The sequence below is a fragment of the Rhodoferax sp. GW822-FHT04A08 genome, assembly GCF_058801025.1.
The window spans coordinates 243,917-266,813 of the sequence record NZ_JBXAMW010000001.1 but is presented as its reverse complement, the minus strand read 5'-3'; the positions used below and the strand labels follow the sequence as shown (position 1 = coordinate 266,813).

Below are 22,897 nucleotides of genomic sequence, written 5' to 3'. Positions count from 1 at the left end.
ACCGCTCCCATCACAGTCAGTGTTGCAGCACCCACAGCAAGGCGCTGATGGAGAAAAACGAGAGCACGGTGGCAGCCAATGTGGCCGCTGCGGCAAAGTCTTCCTGCCCGTAGGCCTGTGCCAGTGTGGGGTAGATGCCCATCATCGGCATGGCGGCCAGCAGCAGCGCACCGGTCCTGAGTGACGGGTCCAACGCTGCCAGCCCCAGATACGGCAAGGCCAGAATGCACAGCAAGACCATCAGCGGATGCAGCACCAGCTTGCCCAGCACGATGGGCCATACCCGTTGCCCCATGCCGGCCAGTGGCAAGCCCACCAGCGCACCACCAATCACGAACAGCGACAGGGCACCGCTGGCATTGGAAAACAGCGTCACGGTCTGTGTCACCGGTGCTGGCAATTTCCAGCCCGAGATAGAGATGGCCAGCCCGGCCAGCAATCCCACGATCAAGGGCGTCTTGGCGACCTTGACCAGCGACTGGGCCAACGCCTTGCCCGCGTGGCCACTGCCCTTGCCGCGTTCGGCCAATACCAGCAGCAGCGGCAGGATGACTAGGTTCTCCACCAGCATGTTGAGTGCCAGCACCACGCCGGCCACCGGTGCCAGCGTCAGCAGCAGGATGGGGTAGCCCACGAAGCCGCTGTTGGAGCACCCCATGCCCATGGCGTAGAAGGTGCTGGTCAGCGGCGATTGGCGCGTCGCATACCGCGTCCAGGAATAGCCAACGCCCAGCACCAGCAAGGTGCCCACCATGTAGGCCAGCAGATAGCTGCTGTTGAACACTTCGGAAAACTGCCGCTGCGACAGCGCCTTGAACACCAGCGCAGGCAGGGCCAGATTGAGCACAAACTTGCCAAACACCCGCATGTCCAGCTTGGAAAACAACCCCACTTTTGTTAGGCCAAATCCCAAGCCGATGATGAAGTAGATCGGACTGGTGATGGACAGGATATCGAGCATGGGCCGGGCGTTTGCGAGGAAATTGGGGGGCAGTGTACGTGCCGCTATCCTTCGCTGCCTGCATACCTGATATGCCAAATTGCAAACCACTGCAAAATCGCCACCATGAATCCGCCCATTCTTCGCCTAACCATCCTGGCAGCTACGCTCACATTGGCTGCATGTTCCAGCCTGATCCCCCCCTCGCAGGTACCCGCCACCGTGGCCGATCAGTGGCAGGCTCCCTTGCCGCATGAGGGCAACGTGGTGGCATTGGCCCAGTGGTGGCAACAGCAGGGAGACCCGCTGCTGGTGGAGCTGATCAACGCGGCACAAGGCGTGAGCCCGTCGGTCTCGCAAGCCCTGGCACGCATGGAGGCCGCCCGCGCCAACCAGGCTGCGGCAGCTTCCGCACTGGTGCCCGAGGTCAGCGCACAGTACAGCGCCAGCCGAGGCGTCACCCAAATCGGCGTTCCCATGGGAACGACCCAGACGCTGGGTCTGCAAGCAGCCTGGGAGGTCGATCTGGTCGGGGCCAACAAGGCCGTGAACAACGCGGCACAGGCCCAGGTGGATGGCAGCAAGGCCCAGTGGCACGACGCCCGCGTGTCGGTTGCCGCCGATGTGGCCAATCTGTATTACGACCTTTCCACCTGCATGCAGTTGCTGGAGGTGACCCGCGCGGATGCGGCCTCGCGTGCCCAGACCGCGCGGCTGGCAGATATCAATGCCAAGGCCGGATTCACTGCGCCGGCCCAGGCCGCACTGGCACGCGCAAGCGCTGCGGAAGCCAACAACCGCGTGGTGCAGCAGTCCACCCAGTGTGCGCTGAATACCAAGGCGATGGTGGCGCTCACCGGTCTGGCCGAGGCCGATTTGCAGCCCCGGCTGCAAGCGGCGCTGGCGCAGCCGCTGCACGCCAAACCACTGGCGGTGACGCATGTTCCCGCACAGACCATCGCACAACGGCCGGACGTGTTCAGTGCCGAGCGCGATGTGGCCGTGGCCGCTGCCCAGGTGGGCAGCGCCAAGGCCCAGCGCCTGCCGCGCCTGACATTGAACGGCTCCATCGGGGCGCTGCGCTTCAGTGCCAATGACGCGGACCAGGATCTCAATACCTGGTCTTTCGGCCCCCTGGCACTGAACCTGCCATTGTTTGACAACGGCAAACGCGCCGCCGCCGTGCAGTCCGCCGAAGCCGCCTATGCCACCTCGGTGGTGACCTACCAGGGCAAGGTGCGCCAGGCCGTGCGCGAAGTGGAAGAGGCCCTGGTCAACCTGCAGAGCACCGATGCCCGCAGCGCCGACACCGAGGTGTCTGCGCAAGGGTATGGCGAATCGCTCCAAGCCACCGAGCAGCGCTACCGGCAGGGCTTTGCCAGCCTGGTGGAGCTGGAGGACGCGCGCCGCACAGCGCTGGCGGCCAAGTCCACCCAGCTCAATCTGCTGCTGGAACGCAACCGCGCCTGGGTCGCCCTGTACCGCGCTTTGGGCGGCGGCTGGGACGCCAACACACCTTGAGCCAATCACACCTTTCAACGCCATAACAACCCCAATAGCCTGAAACCTACAACACCATGAAACGCTTCACCCTGCGCCCTGTTTCCCTCGGCCTGCTCCTGTCTGTCACCAGCATGCTGGGCCTGTCCGCACTGTTGCTGGCCACAACCCACGCCCACGCGGTGGATGCACCCGCCGCTGCGGCACCGGCCAAGGCCGCATTGACCGTGAGTGTGACCAAGGCCGCATCCGCCAACCTGCCCATCAAGCTGAGCGCCAACGGCAACATTGCCGCCTGGCAGGAGGCCAGCATTGGCGCCGAGACCGGCGGATTGCGGGTGCAGGAGCTGCACGCCAACATTGGCGACAGCGTGCGCCGCGGCCAGGTGCTGGCCACCTTTGCCGCCGAGAGCGTGCAGGCCGATGTGGCCCTGGCGCGCGCCGCGTTGGCCGAAGCCAGCGCCAACGCCGCCGAAGCGGCAGCCAACGCCGAGCGTGCCCGCGCCGTAAAAGGCAGCGGCGCACTGAGCGATCAGCAGGTCAACCAATACCTCACTGCTGAGCTATCGGCCAAGGCCCGTGTGGACTCTGCCAAGGCGCAATTGGACTCGCAACTGCTGCGCCTGCAGCACGCACAGGTATTGGCACCGGACAGCGGCGTGATTTCGGCGCGCAGCGCCACGGTCGGTGCGGTGCTGGGTACCGGCACGGAGATGTTCCGCCTGATACGCCAGGGACGCCTGGAGTGGCGCGCCGAAGTAACCGCTGCCGAACTGGGCCGCGTCCAGGTTGGCAGCGCCGTGCAGGTCACCACGGCCAGCGGCACGCAGGTCAAAGGCAAGGTGCGCATGGTGGCGCCCACCGTGGACACACAGACCCGCGCCGCTCTGGTCTACGTGGATCTGGCCGCCAGCCCTACCCAAGCCGGCGTCAAGGCCGGCATGTTTGCCAAGGGCGAGTTTGCTCTGGGCAACTCGACCGGGCTGACGATTCCCCAGCAGTCGGTGGTCGTGCGCGACGGCTTCAACTATGTGTTCACCCTGGGTGCCAACAACAAGGTGGCACAGCAGAAAGTGGAGATCGGACGCCGCCTGGGTGACCAGGTGGAGGTGCTCAAGGGCCTGCAGGCCGATGCCACCATCGCCGTGGCCGGTGCCGGATTCCTGAACGATGGCGATACCGTGCGCATTGGCACGGTGGCCGATGGCAAGGCAGCTGCGGCTGCCGGCAAGTAAGAGGACCACGCCATGAATGTATCGGCCTGGTCGATCAAGAACCCGGTAGCGGGCGTGATGCTGTTTGTCATGCTCACCTTTGCCGGTCTGCTGTCCTTCAACGCCATGAAGGTGCAGAACTTTCCGGACCTGGATCTGCCCACCGTGGTGGTGAGCGCATCCCTGCCCGGTGCCGCACCGGCGCAGCTGGAAACCGAGGTGGCGCGCAAGATAGAGAATTCCATCGCCAGCCTGCAGGGGCTCAAACATATCTACACCAAGGTGCAGGATGGTGGCGTCACCGTCACCGCCGAATTCCGCCTGGAAAAGCCGGGCCAGGAAGCGGTGGACGATGTGCGCTCTGCCGTGGCGCAGGTGCGCGCCGACCTGCCGGCCGACCTGCGGGACCCGGCCATCAGCAAGATCAATCTGGCAGGCTCGCCGGTGCTGGCATACACCATTGGCTCCACCCAGATGGATGATGAGGCGCTGAGCTGGTTTGTGGACAACGCCATCACCCGCAAACTGCTGTCGGTGCGCGGTGTGGGCGCCATCAACCGTGTCGGCGGCGTGAATCGCCAGGTGGAGGTGGCACTGGACCCTGCCAAGCTGCAGGCACTGGGTGCAACGGCGGCAGACATCTCGCGCCAGCTCAAGCAGATGCAGCAGGAATCGGCCGGTGGCCGTGCCGATCTGGGCGGCGCGGAGCAGCCCATGCGCACACTGGCCACCGTGGCCTCGGCGCAGGAACTCAACGCCATGGAGTTTGCGCTCAGCGATGGCCGCCGCATCCGCCTGGACCAGGTCGCCACCATCCGTGACACGGTTGCCGAGCCGCGCGCTGCCGCGCTGCTGGATGGCAAGCCGGTGGTGGGGTTCGAGGTGGCACGCAGCAAAGGCGCCAGTGAAGTGGAAGTGGGAGCCGCCGTGCGCAGCGCCCTGGACGAGCTGCGCAAACAGCACCCCGACATCCAGATCACCGAGGCGTTCGACTTCGTGACCCCGGTGCAGGAGGAATACGACGGCTCCATGCACCTGCTGTACGAAGGCGCGGTGCTGGCGGTGCTGGTGGTCTGGCTATTCCTGCGCGACTGGCGCGCCACCTTTGTGTCGGCCGTGGCCTTGCCACTGTCAGCCATCCCGGCCTTCATCGGCATGCACTATCTGGGCTTCACCATCAATGTGGTGACGCTGCTGGCCCTGTCGCTGGTGATCGGGATTCTGGTGGACGACGCCATCGTGGAAGTGGAGAACATCGTGCGCCATCTGCGCATGGGCAAGACACCCTACCAGGCGGCCATGGAAGCCGCAGATGAAATCGGGCTGGCGGTGATTGCCACCACCTTCACCTTGATCGCCGTGTTTCTGCCTACAGCCTTCATGGCGGGCATTCCCGGCAAGTTCTTCAAGCAGTTCGGCTGGACGGCTTCGCTGGCGGTCGCAGCGTCCTTGCTGGTGGCCCGGGTGCTCACCCCCATGATGGCCGCCTACATCCTCAAGCCCATCGTCACCGAGCATGCGGAACCCCGCTGGATGCGCGTCTACATGCGCTGGGCCGCCTGGTGCGTGAAGCACCGCTTCACCACGGCGCTGGCAGCCCTGGCCTTCTTCGTGGGGTCGCTGATGCTGATTCCGCTGTTGCCCAAGGGCTTCATCCCGCCGGATGACAACTCGCAAACCCAGGCCTTTCTGGAACTCCCACCGGGCTCCACCCTCGCCGAGACCAAGGCCGTGGCAGAAGATGCGCGGTTGCGGCTGATGAAGATCCACCACGTCAAGAGCGTGTACACCACCATTGGCGGCGGTACCGCCGGCACGGACCCCTTTGCGTCGGATGGTGCAGCCGAGGTGCGCAAGGCCACGCTCACCATCCAGCTCGATCCGCGCCATGAGCGGCCCCGCAAACAAGGCATAGAGCAGGAAATCCGCAATGCGCTGGAGCCCATACCGGGCATCCGCAGCAAGGTGGGGCTGGGTGGCTCGGGTGAGAAATATGTGCTGGTACTCAGTGGTGAAGACCCAGCCACCCTCACCTCGGCCGCACTGGCGGTGGAGAAGGATTTGCGCACCATCCAGGGCCTGGGCAACATTGCCTCCAGCGCCAGCCTGGTCCGGCCCGAAATTGCGGTACGGCCCGACTTTGCCCGTGCCGCCGACCTGGGTGTGACCAGCTCCGCCATTGGCGAGACCCTGCGCATCGCCACGCTGGGCGACTATGACGCGGCCCTGCCCAAACTCAATCTGAGCCAGCGGCAGATTCCCATCGTGGTCAAGCTCGACAGTGCGGCGCGCAGCGACCTGGATTTGCTGGGTCGCCTGAGCGTGCCGGGTGTACGCGGTCCGGTGATGCTCAGCCAAGTGGCCACGCTGGAGGTGGCCGGTGGCCCGGCTGTGATTGACCGCTATGACCGCTCGCGCAACATCAACTTCGACGTGGAACTCTCCGGCCTGCCCCTGGGCGAGGTGGCGGCTGCCGTGCAGAACCTGCCCTCCATCCGCAACCTGCCGCCTGGCGTGGCGGTGCGCGAGGTGGGTGATGCCGAGGTCATGGGCGAGCTGTTTGCCAGCTTCGGCTTGGCCATGCTCACCGGCGTGCTGTGCATCTACATCGTGCTGGTGCTGCTGTTCAAGAGCCTGCTGCACCCGGTGACCATCCTGTTTGCCCTGCCCCTGTCGCTGGGCGGCGCCTTCGTGGGGCTGCTGCTGGCGGACAAGAGCTTCTCCATGCCGTCCCTCATCGGGCTGATCATGCTCATGGGCGTGGCTACCAAGAACTCCATCCTGCTGGTGGAGTACGCCATCCTGGCGCGCCGCGAGCACGGCATGAGCCGTTGGGATGCGCTGCTGGACGCCTGCCGCAAGCGGGCCCGCCCCATCATCATGACCACGCTGGCCATGGGTGCGGGCATGATGCCCATTGCCATCGGGCTGGGTGCAGCCGATACCAGCTTCCGGGCGCCCATGGCCATTGCGGTGATCGGCGGCCTAATCACTTCCACCTTCCTGAGCCTTCTGGTGATCCCTGCGGTATTTACCTACGTGGATGACCTTGGGCAATGGACGACGCGCAAATTTGCACGGCCAAGCAAGTAATATGCGGTTGAGAGTTAAAGCGGGGGACGGAGCTTGCATCTGAGCGCCAACAGGCGAGTGGGGAAGCAGGTGTGCCCAACCTGCGTGCCGATACGAATCCGAGATGCCAAGCGACCATTCAGCCACCGAACACTGGAGCAATTCCAAGCCTTTTTCCGAGGAGGACAACCCCTGGAAGCTGGCACTGGAAGGTTCGGGCCTGGGTGTATGGGACTACAACATGGCAACCGGCGAGCAGTCCTTCTCGGCCCGGTGGCAAGAAATTCTGGGTTATGAAGTTGGGGAAGTAAAGCCCAACTTCGAAGCCTTTGTGAGGTTGGTGCATCCCGACGATGTAGCGCTGATGCAACAGACCTTCCGGAATTATCTGGATGGCAAGACGCCTGTCTACACCTTGGACATGCGCATGCGCCACAAGGACGGAAGCTGGCGCTGGATCGTGACGCGCGGGATGGTGGTGCAGCGTGATCCGGAGGGTCAACCGTTGCGAATCATCGGCACCCATACCGACATCACCGACCGCAAGGCGGTGGAAGCCGAGCTGCTGAAGCGGTCCAACCTCCTGCGCGACACGCTCTCAAGCATCAGCCAGGGCATTTTTGTCTTCAATGGACAGATGCAGCTGAGTTCCTTCAACGCGCGGGCGTGCGAGCTCCTGAACCTGGACGCGGAATTCCTTAGCACGCAGCCCACGCTCAAGGAGATGAACCAAAGGCAGATGGACCGCGGCGATTTCGGCCCCAGGCTGGAGTTGGTGGATGACCACGCCCGCAGCTATGTTGCCAGTGGTGGAGAAGCAGCCCTGCCCTCGCAATATCTGCGCGTGACAACCCAGGGTCGCACCCTGGAAGTCAAGTCGCAACTATTGCCCGACGGCGGCATGGTGCGAACTTTTACAGACGTTTCCGACTACGTGCAGGCAAAAAGTGACCGCCTGCGGCTGGACAAGCTGCTGGCTTCCATGCAGTCGCTGGCCCAGGTGGGTGGCTGGGAAGTGGATCTGGTGGCCGATCACGTGTACTGGACCGAGGGCGTCTATCGCATATTCGAAACCTCGGCCCAGGAATACACGCCCACTACGGCCATGGGGACGGTGGAGCGTTTCTTCCTGCCGGAGTCAGTCGCCTTGCTACGCGAGTCTTATTACGGCGACAAGCAGTCCCATGACCTGGAGTTGCAGGCCATTACGACCAAGGGTCGACGCATCTGGCTCCATTCTGTGGGCACCTCGAAAAAGGTTGAGGGAAAGTTGGTGCTGCGCACCTCGGTGATACAGAACATCACCGAAGCCAAGGTCGCCCAGGCTGCCTTGCTGGACACGGAAAACCGCTGGAAACTGGCACTGGAGAGCACGGGCGACGGCGTCTGGGACTGGCACATCTCCACCGGAATCGAATACTTCTCCAAGCGACTGATCGAGATGTACGGTTTTGTCGAAGGCGAGCTGGGCAATACCGCCGAGGAACTGGACCGACGCACCCATCCGGACGACCTGGAACAGATGGAGCTGGACCGGGAAGCCCATTTCAGCGGACAAGCCCCGACCTACCACAATGAGCACCGGGTGCTCTGCAAGGACGGCACCTGGAAGTGGGTATTGAGCCGCGGCATGGTGATCAGCCGTGACGCTGACGGACGCCCACTGCGCATGATTGGCACCCACACCGACATTACCGAGCGCAAGAACGCAGAGGCGCTGATCCGCCAGCAGGCCTTTTTTGACACCCTCACCGGTCTGCCCAACCGGCGCATGCTGCGCTACCGTCTGGAACAGGAAATCAAGCGCTGCCGCCGCGACGGTCTGCAGCTGGCCATCCTGTTCATCGATCTGGACCATTTCAAGGAAGTCAATGACACCCTGGGCCATGACAGCGGCGACCAGTTGCTGGTGGAGGCAGCCACGCGACTCAAGCATTGTGTACGCGACTCCGACACCGTAGCCCGCATGGGCGGTGACGAGTTCACCATCATCCTGACCGACATCTCCAACACCAACCATCTGGAGCCGCTGCTGCAGAAGATCCTGCGCTCCATGGACGCCCTGTTCCAGATTGGTGATGAGCAGGTCTTTGTATCCGCCAGCATCGGCATCACGATGTATCCGCTGGACGCCACCGAAATCGAGGATCTGCTCAAAAATGCCGACCAGGCGCTCTACGTGGCCAAGGGCGAGGGGCGCAACCGTTTCAGCTTCTTCACGCCGGCCCTGCAGGAAGCCGCACAGACCCGGGTACGGCTGGCCAGCGATTTGCGCACCGCGCTCAACGACGGCCAGTTCCGCGTGCTGTACCAGCCCATCATTGAGCTGGGCACCGGTGTCATCCGCAAGGCCGAAGCCCTGATCCGCTGGCAGCACCCCAAGCGCGGCATGGTGAGCCCGGCGGCATTCATTCCGATCGCCGAATCCAGCGGGCTCATCGTGGACATCGGTGACTGGGTGTTCCAGCAGGCCGCAGCCCAGGTGCAGAAATGGCGCAAGACCCTGCATCCCGACTTCCAGATCAGCGTCAACCGCTCACCGGTGCAGTTCCGCCATGTTGACACCGGACAGGCGCCCTGGGGCATGCAGATGCAGGCCATGGGTTTGCCGGGCGAAGCCCTGGTGGTGGAAATCACCGAAGGTCTGTTGCTCGACACCAGCGAGGTCGTGGGCGAGCAGTTGCTGGCCTTTGGCGATGCCGGCATCAAGGTATCGCTGGACGACTTTGGCACGGGCTATTCGTCCCTGGCGTACCTGCAGAAATTTGACATCGACTACATCAAGATCGACCAGTCTTTCGTGCGCCACCTGATTCCGGATTCCACCGATCTGGCCCTGTGCAAGGCCATCATCGTGATGGCCCATGCGCTGGGCATGAAGGTGATTGCCGAAGGCGTGGAAACCGAACAGCAGCGCCAATTGCTGCTGGAAGCGGGTTGCGACTACGGCCAGGGCTATCTGTTTGCCCGACCGGTCAGTCCAGATGAGCTGGAGACGCTGGTCAAGATCATGTGACCCGGGTGCACGCACCCGGTCTTCTGTTCCAATCCATGCCATGACCCACACCAATGACATCGAACGCCGCCTGGAAGCGCTGGAAATCAAGGCCAGCTTTGCCGAGGATGTGATTGACAAGCTCGACCAGATCATCATCCGCCAGCAACAGACCATCGACGCCCTGGTTGCACAGGTGCGTGATCTGCGCGAACTCTCGGCCAGTACCGCCGAAGGCGGCCAGGCGCGCACATTGCGCGACGAGCTGCCACCCCACTACTGATCCATGGTCCGGTAGCTGGGCACGTTGACTGCCCTGCTCCCCACCTACCCAAGCCACCCCCCAAGGAGTCTTGCCATGCGCTTTCCACTGCCAGACCTCAATACCCTGCCCCAGGACATCCAGACCAAAATTCTGGAGGTGCAGGAAAAATCCGGCTTTGTCCCCAATGTGTTCCTCGCGCTGGCGCGCCGCCCTGCCGAGTGGCGTGCCTTCTTTGCCTACCATGATGCGCTGATGCTGCGCGAAGACTCCGGCCTCACCAAGGGCGACCGCGAAATGATCGTCACCGCCACCAGTGCGGCCAACCAGTGCCTGTATTGCGTGGTGGCCCACGGTGCCCTGCTGCGCATTTACGAGAAAAAGCCCCTGGTTGCCGACCAGGTCGCGGTGAACTACCGCAAGGCCGACATCACCCCGCGCCAGCGTGCCATGCTGGACTTTGCCATGAAGGTCTGCAACCAAAGCCATGCCGTGGACGAAGCCGACTTTGAAGCGCTACAGGCCCATGGTTTCAATGATGAAGACATCTGGGACATCACCGGCATCACCGCTTTCTTTGGTCTGTCCAATCGCGTGGCCAGTGTCACCGGCATGATGCCCAATCCGGAGTTCTACCTGTTGGGTCGCGTGCCCAGGGCCAAAACATGAAGCACCGTGTGTGCACCGCCCTCGGCTGGTGCGCGCTGCTGGGGCTTGGCGTTGCCGCGCTGGCGCAGCCGCTGGTGCAGCCAGAAGGCGCCAGTGGCTTTACGCCCAAGGAGGGCCGTGCCACCCGGACCTACGCAATAGCAGCAGCCAATCCCTTGGCAACCCAGGCCGGGCAACACATCCTGCAAGTGGGCGGCACGGCTGTGGATGCGGCCATCGCCATCCAGATGGTCCTGAACTTGGTGGAGCCGCAGTCCAGTGGCATAGGCGGTGGCGCCTTTTTGATGCATGCCAACCGCGACGGCATCCAGGCCTACGACGGACGTGAAACAGCGCCAGCCGCTGCCACGCCGGAGCTCTTTCTGGATGCACAGGGCAAGCCCATGGAATTCAAGGATGCCATCGTGGGCGGGCGCTCGGTCGGTGTGCCAGGCGTATTGCGCATGCTGCAGCTGGCGCACAAGGACCATGGCAGGCTGCCTTGGAAAGATTTGTTTGCGCCAGCCATACGTCTAGCCACTGAGGGCTTTGCCATCAGTCCACGCATGGCCACGCTGCTTTCCGGCGACACCTCTTTGCAGCTGGATCCGGACGCGCGCCACTTCTACTTCGATGCAGAGGGCAAGCCGCTCGCCGTGGGCCATGTACTGCGCAATCCCGAGCTGGCCGCCATTTTGCAGGCCATCGCCGAGCAGGGGCCAGACGCCTTGATGACGGGCGAAATTGCCCAAGCCATCGTGCACAAAGTGCAGCAGCACGCCAATGCCGGTGGACTGACCCTGCAGGACATGGCCGGCTACAAGGCCCAGGTGCGCACGCCGCTGTGCTTTGACCATGCCGTGGCCTCAAAGACGTACACCGTGTGCGGCATGCCAGCGCCCAGTTCCGGCACGCTGGCCATAGGCCAGATCCTGGGCATGCTCCAGGCCAGTGGTGCGGACGCACTGCCGCTGGAAAACGGCCTGCCCGGCCCCGAGTGGCTGCACCGGTACACCGAGGCATCCCGACTTGCTTTTGCCGACCGCGCCCAGTACGTAGGGGACCCGGCTTTCGTGAAGGTGCCCGACGCCCTGTGGAGTGGTCTGCTGGCACCCGACTACCTGGCTGCGCGCGCCAAGGCCATCAACCTGCAGCCCGGCAGCATGCGCATGCCCAGCGTATCGCCAGGCGTGCCCGCCTTGTCCCCGCAAGCTCAAGGTGCGCAAGGGGCTATCCGCATGGCATACGCGCCCATGCCGGATCAGCCGGAGTACGGCACCTCGCACATTTCCATCTTCGACCGCTACGGCAATGCGCTGGCCATGACGACCACCATCGAGAGCAACTGGGGTGCGCGCCTGCTGGTCAACCGGGGCAAAGGGCTGGCTGGGGGCTTTCTGCTCAACAACCAGCTGACCGACTTCAGTTTTGAACCGGCAGGCAGCGACGGCAAACCCATTGCCAACCGCGTGGAGCCCGGCAAACGTCCACGCTCGTCGATGTCGCCTCTGCTAGTCTTTGACAAGGACACCGGTCAGGTGGTGATGAGTGCAGGCAGCCCCGGCGGGGCGATGATCATCCACTTCACTGCCAAGACGCTGATCGGCACGCTGAATTGGGGCCTGAACGCCCAGCAGGCCATTGACCTGCCCAATTTCGGCAGCCTGGGCGGGCCCTTGTACGTCGAAGAAGGGCGCATGCCCACCACCACCCTGGAAGCCCTGCGTGCACGCGGACACGTAGTCACGCCCACCGCACTGCCCAGTGGCCTGCAGGCCATCACCCGCACGGCCACCGGCTTCTTCGGCGGCGCCGACCCCCGCCGCGAAGGCGTAGTCCTGGGCGACTAGCCACTACAGTACAGCCATGGCCATCCCGCAAACCTTTATCCAGGAACTGCTTGCCCGCGCCGACGTCGTGGAGATCGTGGGCCGCTATGTGCCACTCAAGAAGGGTGGCGCCAACTTCATGGGGCTATGCCCCTTTCACGGCGAGAAGTCGCCCTCGTTCTCGGTCAGCCCCACCAAGCAGTTCTACCACTGCTTCGGTTGCGGCAAGAATGGCAACGCCATCAGCTTTCTGATGGACCATGCCGGCATGACCTTCATCGAAGCGGTACACGACCTGGCCCAGCAATACGGTTTGGTGGTCCCGGAAGATGACGCCTCGCCCCAGGACCGTGCCCGCGCGCAGGAGCAGCGCGAAAAGCAGCACACGCTGACCTCGGTGCTGGAAAAGGCCGGGGAGTCCTATCGCAAGCACCTCAAGGATTCGCCCCGCGCCATTGCCTACCTGAAGGGACGCGGCCTCTCCGGCGAAGTGGCCAAGCAGTTCGGCCTGGGCTATGCGCCCGAGGGCTGGCGCAGCCTGGCCAGCGTGTTCCCGCACTATGACGATCCACTGCTGGTGGAAAGCGGACTGGTCATCCACAACGTGGAGGAAGACGGCGGTGAAGACAAGCGCTATGACCGCTTCCGAGACCGGGTCATGTTCCCCATCCGCAATATCAAGGGCGAGTGCATAGGCTTTGGCGGGCGCGTGCTGGGTGACGAAAAGCCCAAATACCTGAACTCACCCGAAACGCCTGTGTTCAGCAAGGGCCGCGAGCTCTATGGCCTGTTCGAAGCCCGTTCGGCCCTGCGTGACCAGGGCTACGTGCTGGTGACCGAAGGCTATATGGACGTGGTGGCCCTGGCACAACTGGGCTTTCCCAATGCGGTAGCCACGCTGGGCACGGCCTGCACTACCGACCATGTGCAAAAGCTGTTCCGTTTCACTGACGCTGTGGTGTTCAGCTTTGACGGCGACGCCGCCGGCCGCCGGGCTGCGCGCAAGGCGCTGGACGGCGCCCTGCCCTATGCCACCGACGTGCGCAGCATCAAGTTCCTGTTTTTGCCGCCCGAGCACGATCCGGACAGCTTCATCCGCGCCCATGGCAAAGAGGCCTTTGCGCGCTATGTGTCGGAGGCCACACCCCTGAGCCGCTTCCTGATTGAATCGGCGCGCGAAGGCCTGGACCTCAACAGCGCGGAAGGCCGGGCACACCTGTCCAGCAATGCCAAACCGCTGTGGAACCTGATGCCCGAGGGCGCCCTCAAGATGCAGCTGCTGGGCGAGATCGCCGATTTGGTGCAGCTCACCGGTCGAGAGCTGGCCGAGTTGTGGAACCCCACCGCAGCTCCAGCCCAGCAACAGCGCAACAACACCTGGCGCAAGACAGAGAGCGGCTTTGCTCCGGGCCAGGGCTTTGGCAACTCCGGTAAGCGCCCCTACAACAAGGGCGGCTCCGGGGGCAACTACGGCTACTCGGGCGGACGAACGGGCTCCCGCACCGCTCCAACCAGCCGGGCCGACCACGCAACGCGCATTCTTTTGGGGCACTCCGAACTGTGGTCTGTACTCAGCAATGAGGACCACGGGCTTTTATGCGAATTGCCCGAACCCCATGGCCCCCTGATGGCCTGGCTGGAAGCGCAGTTGCATGACCATGGTGCCCTGCCCTGGGAAGCCCTGCGCGAGAGTCTGGCCGGACACGCTTGCGAGCCCCTGGCTCTGCGGCTGATGGGCGAGCTGGCCATTCCGGTGCAGCCGGTCAGCGAATCCGGTACGGAGTTGCGCGATCTGCTCAACCGCATGCTGATAGACCGCCTCAACCTGCTGGAGCAGGAGGCCATTGCCGCCTCCAAGGCCGATCCGCAGGCCCTGGAGCGCTACAAAGTCCTCAATGCACGCAAGAAACAACTCATTGCCGCTATCGAGAAAATCCAAAACGACGGTATAATCCTCGGTTGATTCGGCAAGAGCGACAGCAACACCTCCGGGCCCGGCCAAAGTAGACCACGTTCACACAGGCCACCTCTCCGCAAGGATTGCATCCCAAATGATCGCCCCCACATCTTGCCAAGGGAATCTCCTTCCCATCCCTGCCACCTGAGGCCCATTTGCGCTTCTGGTTGAAGTTTGTTCTGTTCGCCCAAATTGTTTTTGTTGTCCTGAGGTTTTCGCATGCCCGCTCAAAAATCAGCCAAGCCCGCTCAGTCCACTGCCAAACCAGCCGCAAAGTCAGCCGCCAAGACCGACAAGAAAGCCAGCTCCGTGCCCGCATCCAAAGCCTCCTCCAAAGCCGCAGAACCCGAAGACACACTGACCAAGAAGAAGCCGGGTCGCCCTCCCAAGGCTGCGGCTGCGGAATCCAGCGCACCTGCCAAAACCGGAGCCAAGCGCGGACGCAAGCCCAAGGCGGCCGCTGCGTCGGGTGGTGACGCCGACGATCTGGACATGTCCGACATTGAAGCGGACCTGGTCGGTGAGCCGGAAGCTGCTGCTGCCAGCGGCGAAAAGGTCAAGCCGCTGCGCATGAAGATCAGCAAGGCGAAGGAACGCGCCTTGATGAAGGAATTCGGTCTGGACGAGACCGTGCTGTCCGAAGAGGACATGGCCAAGCGCCGCTCGCGCCTGAAGGCCCTGATTACCCTGGGCAAAACCCGCGGCTACCTGACCCACGGCGAAATCTCCGACCACTTGCCCGACAAGCTGATCGACGCTGAAACGCTGGAAGTCGTGATCTCCATGTTGAACGACATGGGCGTGGCAGTGTATGAACAGACGCCGGACGCGGAAACCCTGCTGCTCAACAACAATGTGTCCACCGCCGCCACGGTGGAAGAAGCTGAAGAAGAGGCCGAAGCCGCCCTGTCCACCGTGGACAGCGAGTTCGGTCGCACCACCGACCCGGTGCGCATGTACATGCGCGAAATGGGCACGGTGGAGCTGCTGACCCGCGAAGGCGAAATTGAAATCGCCAAGCGCATCGAAGGCGGCCTGATGGCCATGATGGAAGCGATCAGTGCGTCGCCCGCCACCATCGCCGAGATTCTGCGCCTGGGCGAAGAAATCCGTGAAGGCAAGGTCGTCATCACCACCATCGTGGACGGCTTCTCCAACCCCAACGAAGCCGACGACTATGTGGCCGAAGAAGACTTCGACGAATTCGATGAAGCCGACGACGACGACGGCAAGGGCGGCTCCAAGGCGCTGACCAAGAAGCTCGAAGAGCTCAAGAAGCAGGCGCTGGAACGCTTTGACCGCCTGCGCGAGCTGTTCGAAAAAGTACACAAGGTCTACGACAAGGAAGGCTACGGCACGCCTAACTACGTCAAGACCCAGAAGCTGCTGAGCGAAGAGCTGATGACCATCCGCTTCACCGCCAAGGCCATCGAGAAGCTGTGCGACATGGTGCGTGGGCAGGTGGACGATGTGCGCAAGAAAGAGCGTGAACTGCGCCGCATCATCGTGGACAAGTGCGGCTACCCGCAGGAAAACTTCATTGCCGAGTTCAGTGGCCGCGACAAGAACGGCAACCCGGCACCTTCCAATCTGCTGAACCTCAAGTGGATCGAAAAACAGGCCGCTGCCGGCAAGCCCTGGAGCTCCATCATGGGCCGCAACATTCCGCCGGTGCAGGATCTGCAGCAAAAGCTGGCCGACATCCAGGCCCGTGTGGTGGTGCCGCTGGACCAGCTCAAGGGCATCAACAAGCGCATGAACGAAGGCGAGGCCTCTTCGCGCGCGGCCAAGAAGGAAATGATCGAGGCCAACCTGCGCCTCGTGATTTCCATTGCCAAGAAATACACCAACCGCGGCCTGCAGTTCCTGGACCTGATCCAGGAAGGCAACATCGGTCTAATGAAGGCGGTGGACAAGTTCGAATACCGCCGCGGCTATAAGTTCTCGACCTACGCCACCTGGTGGATCCGTCAGGCCATCACCCGCTCCATTGCCGACCAGGCACGCACCATCCGTATTCCGGTGCACATGATCGAGACCATCAACAAGATGAACCGCATCAGCCGTCAGCACCTGCAGGAATTCGGCTTTGAGCCCGATGCCTCCGTGCTGGCCGAGAAGATGGAGATTCCGGAAGACAAGATCCGCAAGATCATGAAGATCGCCAAGGAGCCGATCTCCATGGAAACGCCGATCGGCGACGACGACGACAGCCACCTGGGCGACTTCATTGAAGACAGCGCCAACACGGCGCCTATGGAAGCCGCCATGCAGGCCGGTCTGCGCGACGTGGTCAAGGACATCCTGGACAGCCTGACGCCGCGCGAAGCGAAGGTGCTGCGCATGCGCTTCGGCATCGAAATGACATCCGACCACACGCTGGAAGAAGTGGGCAAGCAATTTGACGTGACGCGCGAACGCATTCGCCAGATCGAAGCCAAGGCGTTGCGCAAATTGAAACACCCAAGTCGCTCCGACAAACTGCGCAGCTTCACCGACACGCTGTAATCAGGGCTACGGTTCCCGGTGTTGCGCCGGGACGCCTCTGCGCTGGCGCAGAGGCTTTTCCCCTGATGAGGAGTTGCTTTGGATGACGTATTTGTCCTGCTGGACGACTGTGATGCCACGGCGCAGAGTCCCACCAGCAGGCTGTACAGCGGCTTTGTGCACGAGCGCCGCTGCACCGATGCGCAGTCGCTGGACGCCTTCTGGCAGTTGGTGCAGACCGACCAGCAAGCGGGCCTGCATGCGGCGCTCTTCATCGACTACGAATGGGGCAGCAAGCTCCAGCAAGCAGGACTGGCTGCCCTCGCGCAGGATGACACCAGCGCGTTGCGCGTATTCCTTTTCCGTTCTCTGCAGCACCTCAGCGCGGATGCGGTATCGCAGTGGCTGGCGCAGCGCGAAGGCAGCAATGCGCCCGGCGCCGCAGGCGTATGCGATCTGCAGAGCAGCGTAACGCCCGAGCAATTCGCGAACGACATCGCGCGCATTCGCGACCTGATCAGCCGTGGCGAGACCTACCAGGTGAACTACACCCTGCGCATGCGGGGGTCGCAATATGGTTCTCCTGTGGCGCTGTACCGGCGCCTGCGCACCATGCAACCCGTGGCCTTTGGCGCGCTGGCATGCCTGCCCGGGCCAAAGGATGGTGGAACTGATCAGGATGCCCAATGGGTTATCTCCGCGTCTCCGGAACTGTTTCTGCATCACCACGCCGGGCAACTGACCGCCCGCCCCATGAAGGGGACCGCTGCGCGCCTGCAGGATGCCGAAGCCGACCAGCAACAGGTCCGTTGGTTGCAGCACGACACCAAGAACCGCGCCGAGAACGTGATGATCGTGGACTTGCTGCGCAATGACCTGGGGCGCATTTCATCGATAGGCTCGGTCCGGGTCCCACATCTCTTTTCGATTGAAACCTACACCACCGTGCACCAGATGACGTCCACGGTGACCTCCACCTTGCGTGATGGCGTGGGGTTTGCCGAGGTGCTGCGCGCGCTGTTTCCCTGCGGCTCCATCACCGGGGCGCCCAAGCTGCACACCATGGACCTGATTGCCGATCTGGAGTCTTCGCCGCGCGGTCTGTACTGTGGTGCCATCGGCTGGATAGATGCGCCCAAGACGCGTGCAGCAGTGGGAGATTTCTGCCTGTCGGTTGCCATCCGTACCTTGGCGCTGGGCGCTGCACAGGCCGGACGCAGGCCTGTCACCCTAGGCGTGGGAAGTGGTGTGGTGCTGGACTCCGACGCACACACGGAATTTGCCGAAACCCAGGCCAAGGCCCGCTTCCTCACTGCCATGGACCCGGGCTTCACCTTGTTTGAAACCATGCGCGTGAGCCACGGCCGCATCCACCACCTCAAGCACCATCGCCGCCGTTTGCGGGGCAGCGCGCAGGCGTTGGGCTTTCGCATCGACGAGCGGGATATGGACGCCGTGTTGCAGCAGAAGCTGGCCACGCTGGATCCAACGCAGCAATACCGGATGCGTCTTGACCTGTATCACGATGGCAGCATGACCGTGCAACATGCAGCGCTGCCGCCATTGGCCCTCGGTCCGGCGCGTCTGGTCTTGTCGGACACCCTGCTGCCACCGCATGAGACTGCCCTGTTGATGTACAAGACATCCTTGCGCAGTGGCTATGACGATGCCATCCGCAAGGCCGTGGCGCTGGACGCGTTTGACGCCATCTTTGTCAATGCCCGGGGAGAGTTGAGCGAAGGCGCACGCAGCAACCTGCTGATCCAATCCAACGGTCGGTGGTACACACCGCCGCTGGCCAGCGGCGTATTGAGAGGCGTGATGCGTACACGCATGCTGGAGCGCTGCCCCCACATCACCGAGAAAGTGCTGCACCTGCAGGACGCACTGTCAGCGCAAGCCCTGATGGTCTGCAGCGCGCTACGCGGCCTGCAGCGCGCGCAGTGGGTGCGCGATGCAACAGGAGATGTGCAGCGGGTTTGAGTAAGTAGTGCCGGATCAGCGCGCCGAGCGGGCCAGGCGCTCCTGCACAAAGCCGAAAGAGAACTTCAGCACCTCATCAAGCGACTGCTCGATCGCATGGCGCTCCTGCTCGGTGAGGTAGAACATCATGTCCACATCGTGGCGCACATAGCGGGCGGGTAGCCGGTTCAGAGAGAGGCATGCCACATCGGCCAGCATGTCAGGGGTGAAGTGGCTATATGCCTCGCTTTGCGCGCGAACAGCGACTTCCTCGAATACCAGGCGTTCGTAATAGTTGTGGACCTGATCAAAGTTGTATTCCATTTATTTTCTCCATTGCGGGCCATGTGCCTTTTGACTGCCGGACACCTTAGCACCACGCCAGGGCACTGACAAGTGCAAGACAACCATTTGGCCGACTCTTAGCTATGAATCTTGTAGCAAGGCCTGAATTGCGATAAGCTGGCAAGAAAACGCGTTGCTAAAAGAAGGTTGAGTGCATGAGTGCAAAAGAATCGCAGGCCCTGGGACAGTTGCTGGGTTTGCTGGAATCCCGCTATGCCATGCGAGTGATCTGGGCTCTGAGGGATGGGCACGCACAGACCTTCCGGCTTCTGCAGGACAGCGTGGGCGGAATCACCCCCAACACACTGAACACCCGTATCAAGGAACTGCGCGAAGCGGGGTTCGTCACCCATGTCAGCGAAGGCTACTGCCTGACCCCGGCCGGTTCCGATCTGGCCAAAAGACTGGCTGAGTTGCCTGCATTCGCCACCCGTTGGGCAGCCGGGCTGACCAAGAAAGTGAAGTAATTCCCATGGGCCCGGCTCAGAGGCCTTGCGGCATAATTGCGGGTTTGCCCGCGCTGCGGAATCAGGAGCGCAGGATTGGTGCCCTGCGCCATCACGCATAACCCAAGGAAACTTCATGCAAACCACTACAAGCGGACTTCAGTATCTGGACACGGTCGAGGGCAGCGGCACGCAAGCGGTCGCTGGCAAGCGCGTCAAGGTGCACTACACCGGCTGGCTCTACAACGACGGCGTGCAAGGCGCCAAGTTTGACTCCAGCAAGGACCGCAATGACCCCTTTGTCTTTGGTCTGGGTGCTGGCATGGTCATCCGTGGCTGGGACGAAGGCGTGGCTGGCATGAAGGTGGGCGGCGCCCGTACCCTGATCATCCCGGCGGCCCTGGGCTATGGCGCACGCGGTGCGGGCGGCGTGATTCCTCCCAACGCCACACTCAAGTTCGATGTCGAACTGCTGGACGTCATCGGCTGATTCCCCTGGCCCGTTCCCGCCTACGCAATTTGTGTTAGCGGGTACTTGAAACCTTCCCGATTGCCCCCATGTGCGGGGCAACGTTTTATTAGCAGCCACTGCGGCACCCCATCCAGCATGACTGAACCTACTTCCAATCCCACTCCCACTGAATCCACGCAAAACCAGCAAAGTGCCGAGGAGCTCATCGCCACCCTGAATGCGCATGAAGCGGATGCCCTGCCCAAGCTGCAAGCCGAACTGGCCACCTTGCAGGCCAAAAGTGCGGATCTGGCCGACCAGTTCCTGCGCGCCAAGGCAGAAGCAGAAAACGCCCGCCGCCGTGCTGAAGACGAAATCTCCAAGGCGCGCAAGTTCGCGGTGGAAAGCTTTGCCGAAAGCCTGCTGCCGGTTGCCGACAGCCTGGAAGCCGGTCTGATCATCAAGGACGCAACGGTTGAACAGATCCGCGAAGGTGCCCAAGCCACCTTGCGCCAGCTGGTTGCCGCGCTGGAACGCAACAAGGTGGTGGCCATCAACCCCGCCGCGGGCACACGATTTGACCCGCATCAGCACCAGGCCATCAGCATGGTGCCTGCCGAGCAGGAAGCCAACACAGTCGTCACCGTGCTGCAAAAGGGCTACTCCATCGCAGACCGCGTGCTGCGCCCTGCCCTGGTCACTGTGGCAGCTCCCAAGTAATCACAAGTAATCCACCAAATGGGCTTGAAAGCACACAAGTAGCCCACAAGTTATCCACATCTGAATTTTTTGAATTATCAGGAGTAAATCATGGGAAGAATCATCGGCATTGACCTCGGTACCACCAACAGCTGCGTTGCCATCATGGAAGGCAATACGGCCAAAGTGATCGAGAACGCAGAAGGCGCGCGTACCACGCCCTCCATCATTGCTTACCAGGAAGACGGCGAAGTGCTGGTCGGTGCATCCGCCAAGCGCCAGGCCGTGACCAACCCTAAGAACACGCTGTACGCAGTCAAGCGCCTGATCGGCCGCAAGTTCACCGAAAAGGAAGTGCAAAAGGACATCGACCTGATGCCCTACAAGATTGCTGCTGCCGACAACGGTGACGCCTGGGTGGAAGTGCGCGGCAACCGTCTTGCGCCCCAGCAGGTCAGCGCCGACGTTCTGCGCAAGATGAAGAAGACTGCCGAAGACTACCTGGGTGAAGCCGTGACCGAGGCCGTGATCACCGTGCCGGCCTACTTCAACGACGCCCAGCGCCAAGCCACCAAAGACGCTGGCCGCATCGCCGGTCTGGATGTCAAGCGCATCATCAATGAACCGACTGCAGCCGCACTGGCCTTCGGTCTGGACAAAAATGAAAAGGGCGACCGCAAGATCGCTGTGTATGACCTGGGCGGCGGTACCTTTGACGTGTCCATCATTGAAATCGCCGATGTCGATGGAGAAAAGCAATTCGAAGTGCTGTCCACCAACGGCGACACATTCCTGGGTGGCGAAGACTTTGACCAGCGCGTCATCGACTTCATCATCAGCGAGTTCAAGAAAGAACAAGGCGTGGACCTGAGCAAGGACGTGCTGGCCCTGCAACGCCTGAAGGAAGCCGCCGAAAAGGCGAAGATCGAGCTCTCCAGCAGCGCACAGACCGACATCAACCTGCCCTATGTGACTGCCGATGCCTCCGGCCCTAAGCACCTGAACATCAAGCTCACCCGCGCCAAGCTGGAAAGCCTGGTCGAGGAACTGATCGAGCGCACCATCGCTCCCTGCCGCACTGCCATGAAGGACGCTGGCGTGTCCGCTGCCGACATCCATGACGTGATTCTGGTGGGTGGTATGACCCGCATGCCCAAGGTGCAGGAAAAGGTCAAGGAACTGTTCGGCAAGGAGCCGCGCAAGGACGTGAACCCCGATGAAGCCGTCGCCGTGGGTGCTGCCATTCAAGGCCAGGTGCTGTCCGGTGACCGCAAGGACGTGCTGCTGTTGGACGTGACACCTTTGTCCCTGGGTATCGAAACCCTGGGCGGCGTGATGACCAAGATGATCACCAAGAACACGACCATCCCGACCAAGTTTGCACAGACCTTCTCCACCGCGGACGACAACCAGCCTGCCGTGACCATCAAGGTGTTCCAGGGTGAGCGCGAGATCGCCTCTGCCAACAAGCTGCTGGGTGAGTTCAACCTGGAAGGCATTCCGCCAGCAGCCCGTGGCGTGCCGCAGATTGAAGTGTCGTTCGACATCGACGCCAACGGCATCCTGCACGTGGGCGCCAAGGACAAGGGCACCGGCAAGGAAAACAAGATCACCATCAAGGCCAACTCCGGTCTGACCGAAGCTGAGATCCAACAAATGGTGAAAGACGCCGAGCTGAACGCTGCCGACGATAAGAAGAAGCTGGAACTGGTGCAGGCCCGCAATGAAGCCGAAGCCAATGCCCACAGCGTCAAGAAGAGCCTGGGCGAGTACGGCGACAAGCTCGAAGCCGGTGAGAAGGAAAAGATCGAGGCCGCCCTCAAGGAAGTGGAAGACGTGCTCAAGTCCGACGACAAGGACGCGATCAAGGCCAAGAGTGAAGCGCTGATGGCTGCCAGCCAGAAGCTGGGCGAGAAGATGTACGCCGACATGCAGGCCAAGCAGGCTGCCGAAGCCGGTGGCACGGAAGGTGCTGCGCACGAAAGCGCGCAAGCCTCCGCCAAGCCCGCGGACGACAATGTGGTGGACGCCGAAGTCAAGGAAGTCAAGAAGGGCTAATCACCCGGGCGTTTTTCGCCCCCTGCGCCGCG

The 22,897-nt window shown here is 62.4% G+C and carries 16 protein-coding genes; 14 read left to right on the top strand and 2 right to left on the bottom strand.

Annotated elements, in window-relative coordinates:
- Positions 1–16 precede the first annotated feature (16 nt).
- On the bottom strand, positions 17–961 hold the full coding sequence (locus tag AC1RMF_RS01185; RefSeq protein ID WP_342617977.1) for an AEC family transporter: 945 nt from the start codon (positions 959–961) through the stop codon (positions 17–19).
- A gap of 105 nt (positions 962–1,066) precedes the next feature.
- On the opposite strand from AC1RMF_RS01185, the gene AC1RMF_RS01180 reads away from it, so the two are divergent.
- From AC1RMF_RS01180 to pabB, 10 genes are all read left to right on the top strand, one after another.
- Positions 1,067–2,461, top strand: a complete 1,395-nt coding sequence (locus tag AC1RMF_RS01180) for an efflux transporter outer membrane subunit (RefSeq protein ID WP_493138912.1) — start codon at positions 1,067–1,069, stop codon at positions 2,459–2,461.
- Positions 2,462–2,517: 56 nt separating this feature from the next.
- Positions 2,518–3,675: an efflux RND transporter periplasmic adaptor subunit gene (locus AC1RMF_RS01175; protein ID WP_493138910.1), complete on the top strand. Its 1,158-nt coding sequence runs from the start codon at positions 2,518–2,520 to the stop codon at positions 3,673–3,675.
- Positions 3,676–3,687: 12 nt separating this feature from the next.
- The gene (locus AC1RMF_RS01170) at positions 3,688–6,747 is read left to right on the top strand and encodes an efflux RND transporter permease subunit (protein ID WP_493138908.1); all 3,060 of its coding nucleotides are present in this window, start codon (positions 3,688–3,690) and stop codon (positions 6,745–6,747) included.
- Between the two features lie 103 nt (positions 6,748–6,850).
- The gene (locus tag AC1RMF_RS01165) at positions 6,851–9,742 is read left to right on the top strand and encodes a sensor domain-containing protein (protein WP_493138906.1); all 2,892 of its coding nucleotides are present in this window, start codon (positions 6,851–6,853) and stop codon (positions 9,740–9,742) included.
- A 40-nt stretch (positions 9,743–9,782) separates the two neighbouring features.
- On the top strand, positions 9,783–10,004 hold the full coding sequence (locus AC1RMF_RS01160; RefSeq protein WP_342617982.1) for a SlyX family protein: 222 nt from the start codon (positions 9,783–9,785) through the stop codon (positions 10,002–10,004).
- A gap of 75 nt (positions 10,005–10,079) precedes the next feature.
- A complete protein-coding gene (locus AC1RMF_RS01155; RefSeq protein ID WP_342617983.1) occupies positions 10,080–10,652 on the top strand; it encodes a peroxidase-related enzyme in 573 nt (190 codons plus the stop codon).
- Positions 10,649–12,481 carry a gamma-glutamyltransferase family protein gene (locus AC1RMF_RS01150; RefSeq protein WP_493138903.1) on the top strand — a complete coding sequence of 611 codons (1,833 nt, stop codon included), beginning with the start codon at positions 10,649–10,651 and terminating at the stop codon, positions 12,479–12,481. The genes AC1RMF_RS01155 and AC1RMF_RS01150 overlap by 4 nt, the downstream gene beginning before the upstream one ends.
- 16 nt (positions 12,482–12,497) lie before the next feature.
- Positions 12,498–14,423 carry a DNA primase gene (dnaG, locus tag AC1RMF_RS01145; RefSeq protein WP_493138901.1) on the top strand — a complete coding sequence of 642 codons (1,926 nt, stop codon included), beginning with the start codon at positions 12,498–12,500 and terminating at the stop codon, positions 14,421–14,423.
- 213 nt (positions 14,424–14,636) lie between these two features.
- Entirely contained in the window at positions 14,637–16,925 is a 2,289-nt protein-coding gene (rpoD, locus tag AC1RMF_RS01140; RefSeq protein WP_493138899.1) for an RNA polymerase sigma factor RpoD, read from the top strand.
- Between the two features lie 78 nt (positions 16,926–17,003).
- On the top strand, positions 17,004–18,887 hold the full coding sequence (gene pabB, locus AC1RMF_RS01135) for an aminodeoxychorismate synthase component I (protein WP_493138897.1): 1,884 nt from the start codon (positions 17,004–17,006) through the stop codon (positions 18,885–18,887).
- Between the two features lie 15 nt (positions 18,888–18,902).
- On the opposite strand, the gene AC1RMF_RS01130 is transcribed toward pabB, so the two are convergent.
- The gene (locus AC1RMF_RS01130) at positions 18,903–19,190 is read right to left on the bottom strand and encodes a late competence development ComFB family protein (RefSeq protein WP_342617988.1); all 288 of its coding nucleotides are present in this window, start codon (positions 19,188–19,190) and stop codon (positions 18,903–18,905) included.
- Positions 19,191–19,366: 176 nt separating this feature from the next.
- On the opposite strand from AC1RMF_RS01130, the gene AC1RMF_RS01125 reads away from it, so the two are divergent.
- The 4 genes from AC1RMF_RS01125 to dnaK all read left to right on the top strand — a co-directional run bounded on the left by AC1RMF_RS01125 (position 19,367) and on the right by dnaK (position 22,865).
- Positions 19,367–19,678 (top strand): winged helix-turn-helix transcriptional regulator, encoded by a 312-nt coding sequence (locus AC1RMF_RS01125; protein ID WP_342617989.1) that lies wholly within the window; start codon positions 19,367–19,369, stop codon positions 19,676–19,678.
- Between the two features lie 115 nt (positions 19,679–19,793).
- The gene (locus AC1RMF_RS01120) at positions 19,794–20,147 is read left to right on the top strand and encodes an FKBP-type peptidyl-prolyl cis-trans isomerase (RefSeq protein ID WP_493138894.1); all 354 of its coding nucleotides are present in this window, start codon (positions 19,794–19,796) and stop codon (positions 20,145–20,147) included.
- Between the two features lie 117 nt (positions 20,148–20,264).
- Positions 20,265–20,828: a nucleotide exchange factor GrpE gene (gene grpE, locus AC1RMF_RS01115; RefSeq protein WP_493138893.1), complete on the top strand. Its 564-nt coding sequence runs from the start codon at positions 20,265–20,267 to the stop codon at positions 20,826–20,828.
- 90 nt (positions 20,829–20,918) lie between these two features.
- The gene (dnaK, locus tag AC1RMF_RS01110) at positions 20,919–22,865 is read left to right on the top strand and encodes a molecular chaperone DnaK (protein ID WP_493138891.1); all 1,947 of its coding nucleotides are present in this window, start codon (positions 20,919–20,921) and stop codon (positions 22,863–22,865) included.
- Positions 22,866–22,897: the final 32 nt, after the last annotated feature.

Coding starts and splice junctions, on each gene's coding strand:
- AC1RMF_RS01185 (WP_342617977.1), bottom strand. CDS start 961: ATGCTCGATATCCTGTCCATCACCAGTCCGATCTACTTCATCATCGGC.
- AC1RMF_RS01180 (WP_493138912.1), top strand. CDS start 1,067: ATGAATCCGCCCATTCTTCGCCTAACCATCCTGGCAGCTACGCTCACA.
- AC1RMF_RS01175 (WP_493138910.1), top strand. CDS start 2,518: ATGAAACGCTTCACCCTGCGCCCTGTTTCCCTCGGCCTGCTCCTGTCT.
- AC1RMF_RS01170 (WP_493138908.1), top strand. CDS start 3,688: ATGAATGTATCGGCCTGGTCGATCAAGAACCCGGTAGCGGGCGTGATG.
- AC1RMF_RS01165 (WP_493138906.1), top strand. CDS start 6,851: ATGCCAAGCGACCATTCAGCCACCGAACACTGGAGCAATTCCAAGCCT.
- AC1RMF_RS01160 (WP_342617982.1), top strand. CDS start 9,783: ATGACCCACACCAATGACATCGAACGCCGCCTGGAAGCGCTGGAAATC.
- AC1RMF_RS01155 (WP_342617983.1), top strand. CDS start 10,080: ATGCGCTTTCCACTGCCAGACCTCAATACCCTGCCCCAGGACATCCAG.
- AC1RMF_RS01150 (WP_493138903.1), top strand. CDS start 10,649: ATGAAGCACCGTGTGTGCACCGCCCTCGGCTGGTGCGCGCTGCTGGGG.
- dnaG (WP_493138901.1), top strand. CDS start 12,498: ATGGCCATCCCGCAAACCTTTATCCAGGAACTGCTTGCCCGCGCCGAC.
- rpoD (WP_493138899.1), top strand. CDS start 14,637: ATGCCCGCTCAAAAATCAGCCAAGCCCGCTCAGTCCACTGCCAAACCA.
- AC1RMF_RS01130 (WP_342617988.1), bottom strand. CDS start 19,190: ATGGAATACAACTTTGATCAGGTCCACAACTATTACGAACGCCTGGTA.
- AC1RMF_RS01125 (WP_342617989.1), top strand. CDS start 19,367: ATGAGTGCAAAAGAATCGCAGGCCCTGGGACAGTTGCTGGGTTTGCTG.
- AC1RMF_RS01120 (WP_493138894.1), top strand. CDS start 19,794: ATGCAAACCACTACAAGCGGACTTCAGTATCTGGACACGGTCGAGGGC.
- grpE (WP_493138893.1), top strand. CDS start 20,265: ATGACTGAACCTACTTCCAATCCCACTCCCACTGAATCCACGCAAAAC.
- dnaK (WP_493138891.1), top strand. CDS start 20,919: ATGGGAAGAATCATCGGCATTGACCTCGGTACCACCAACAGCTGCGTT.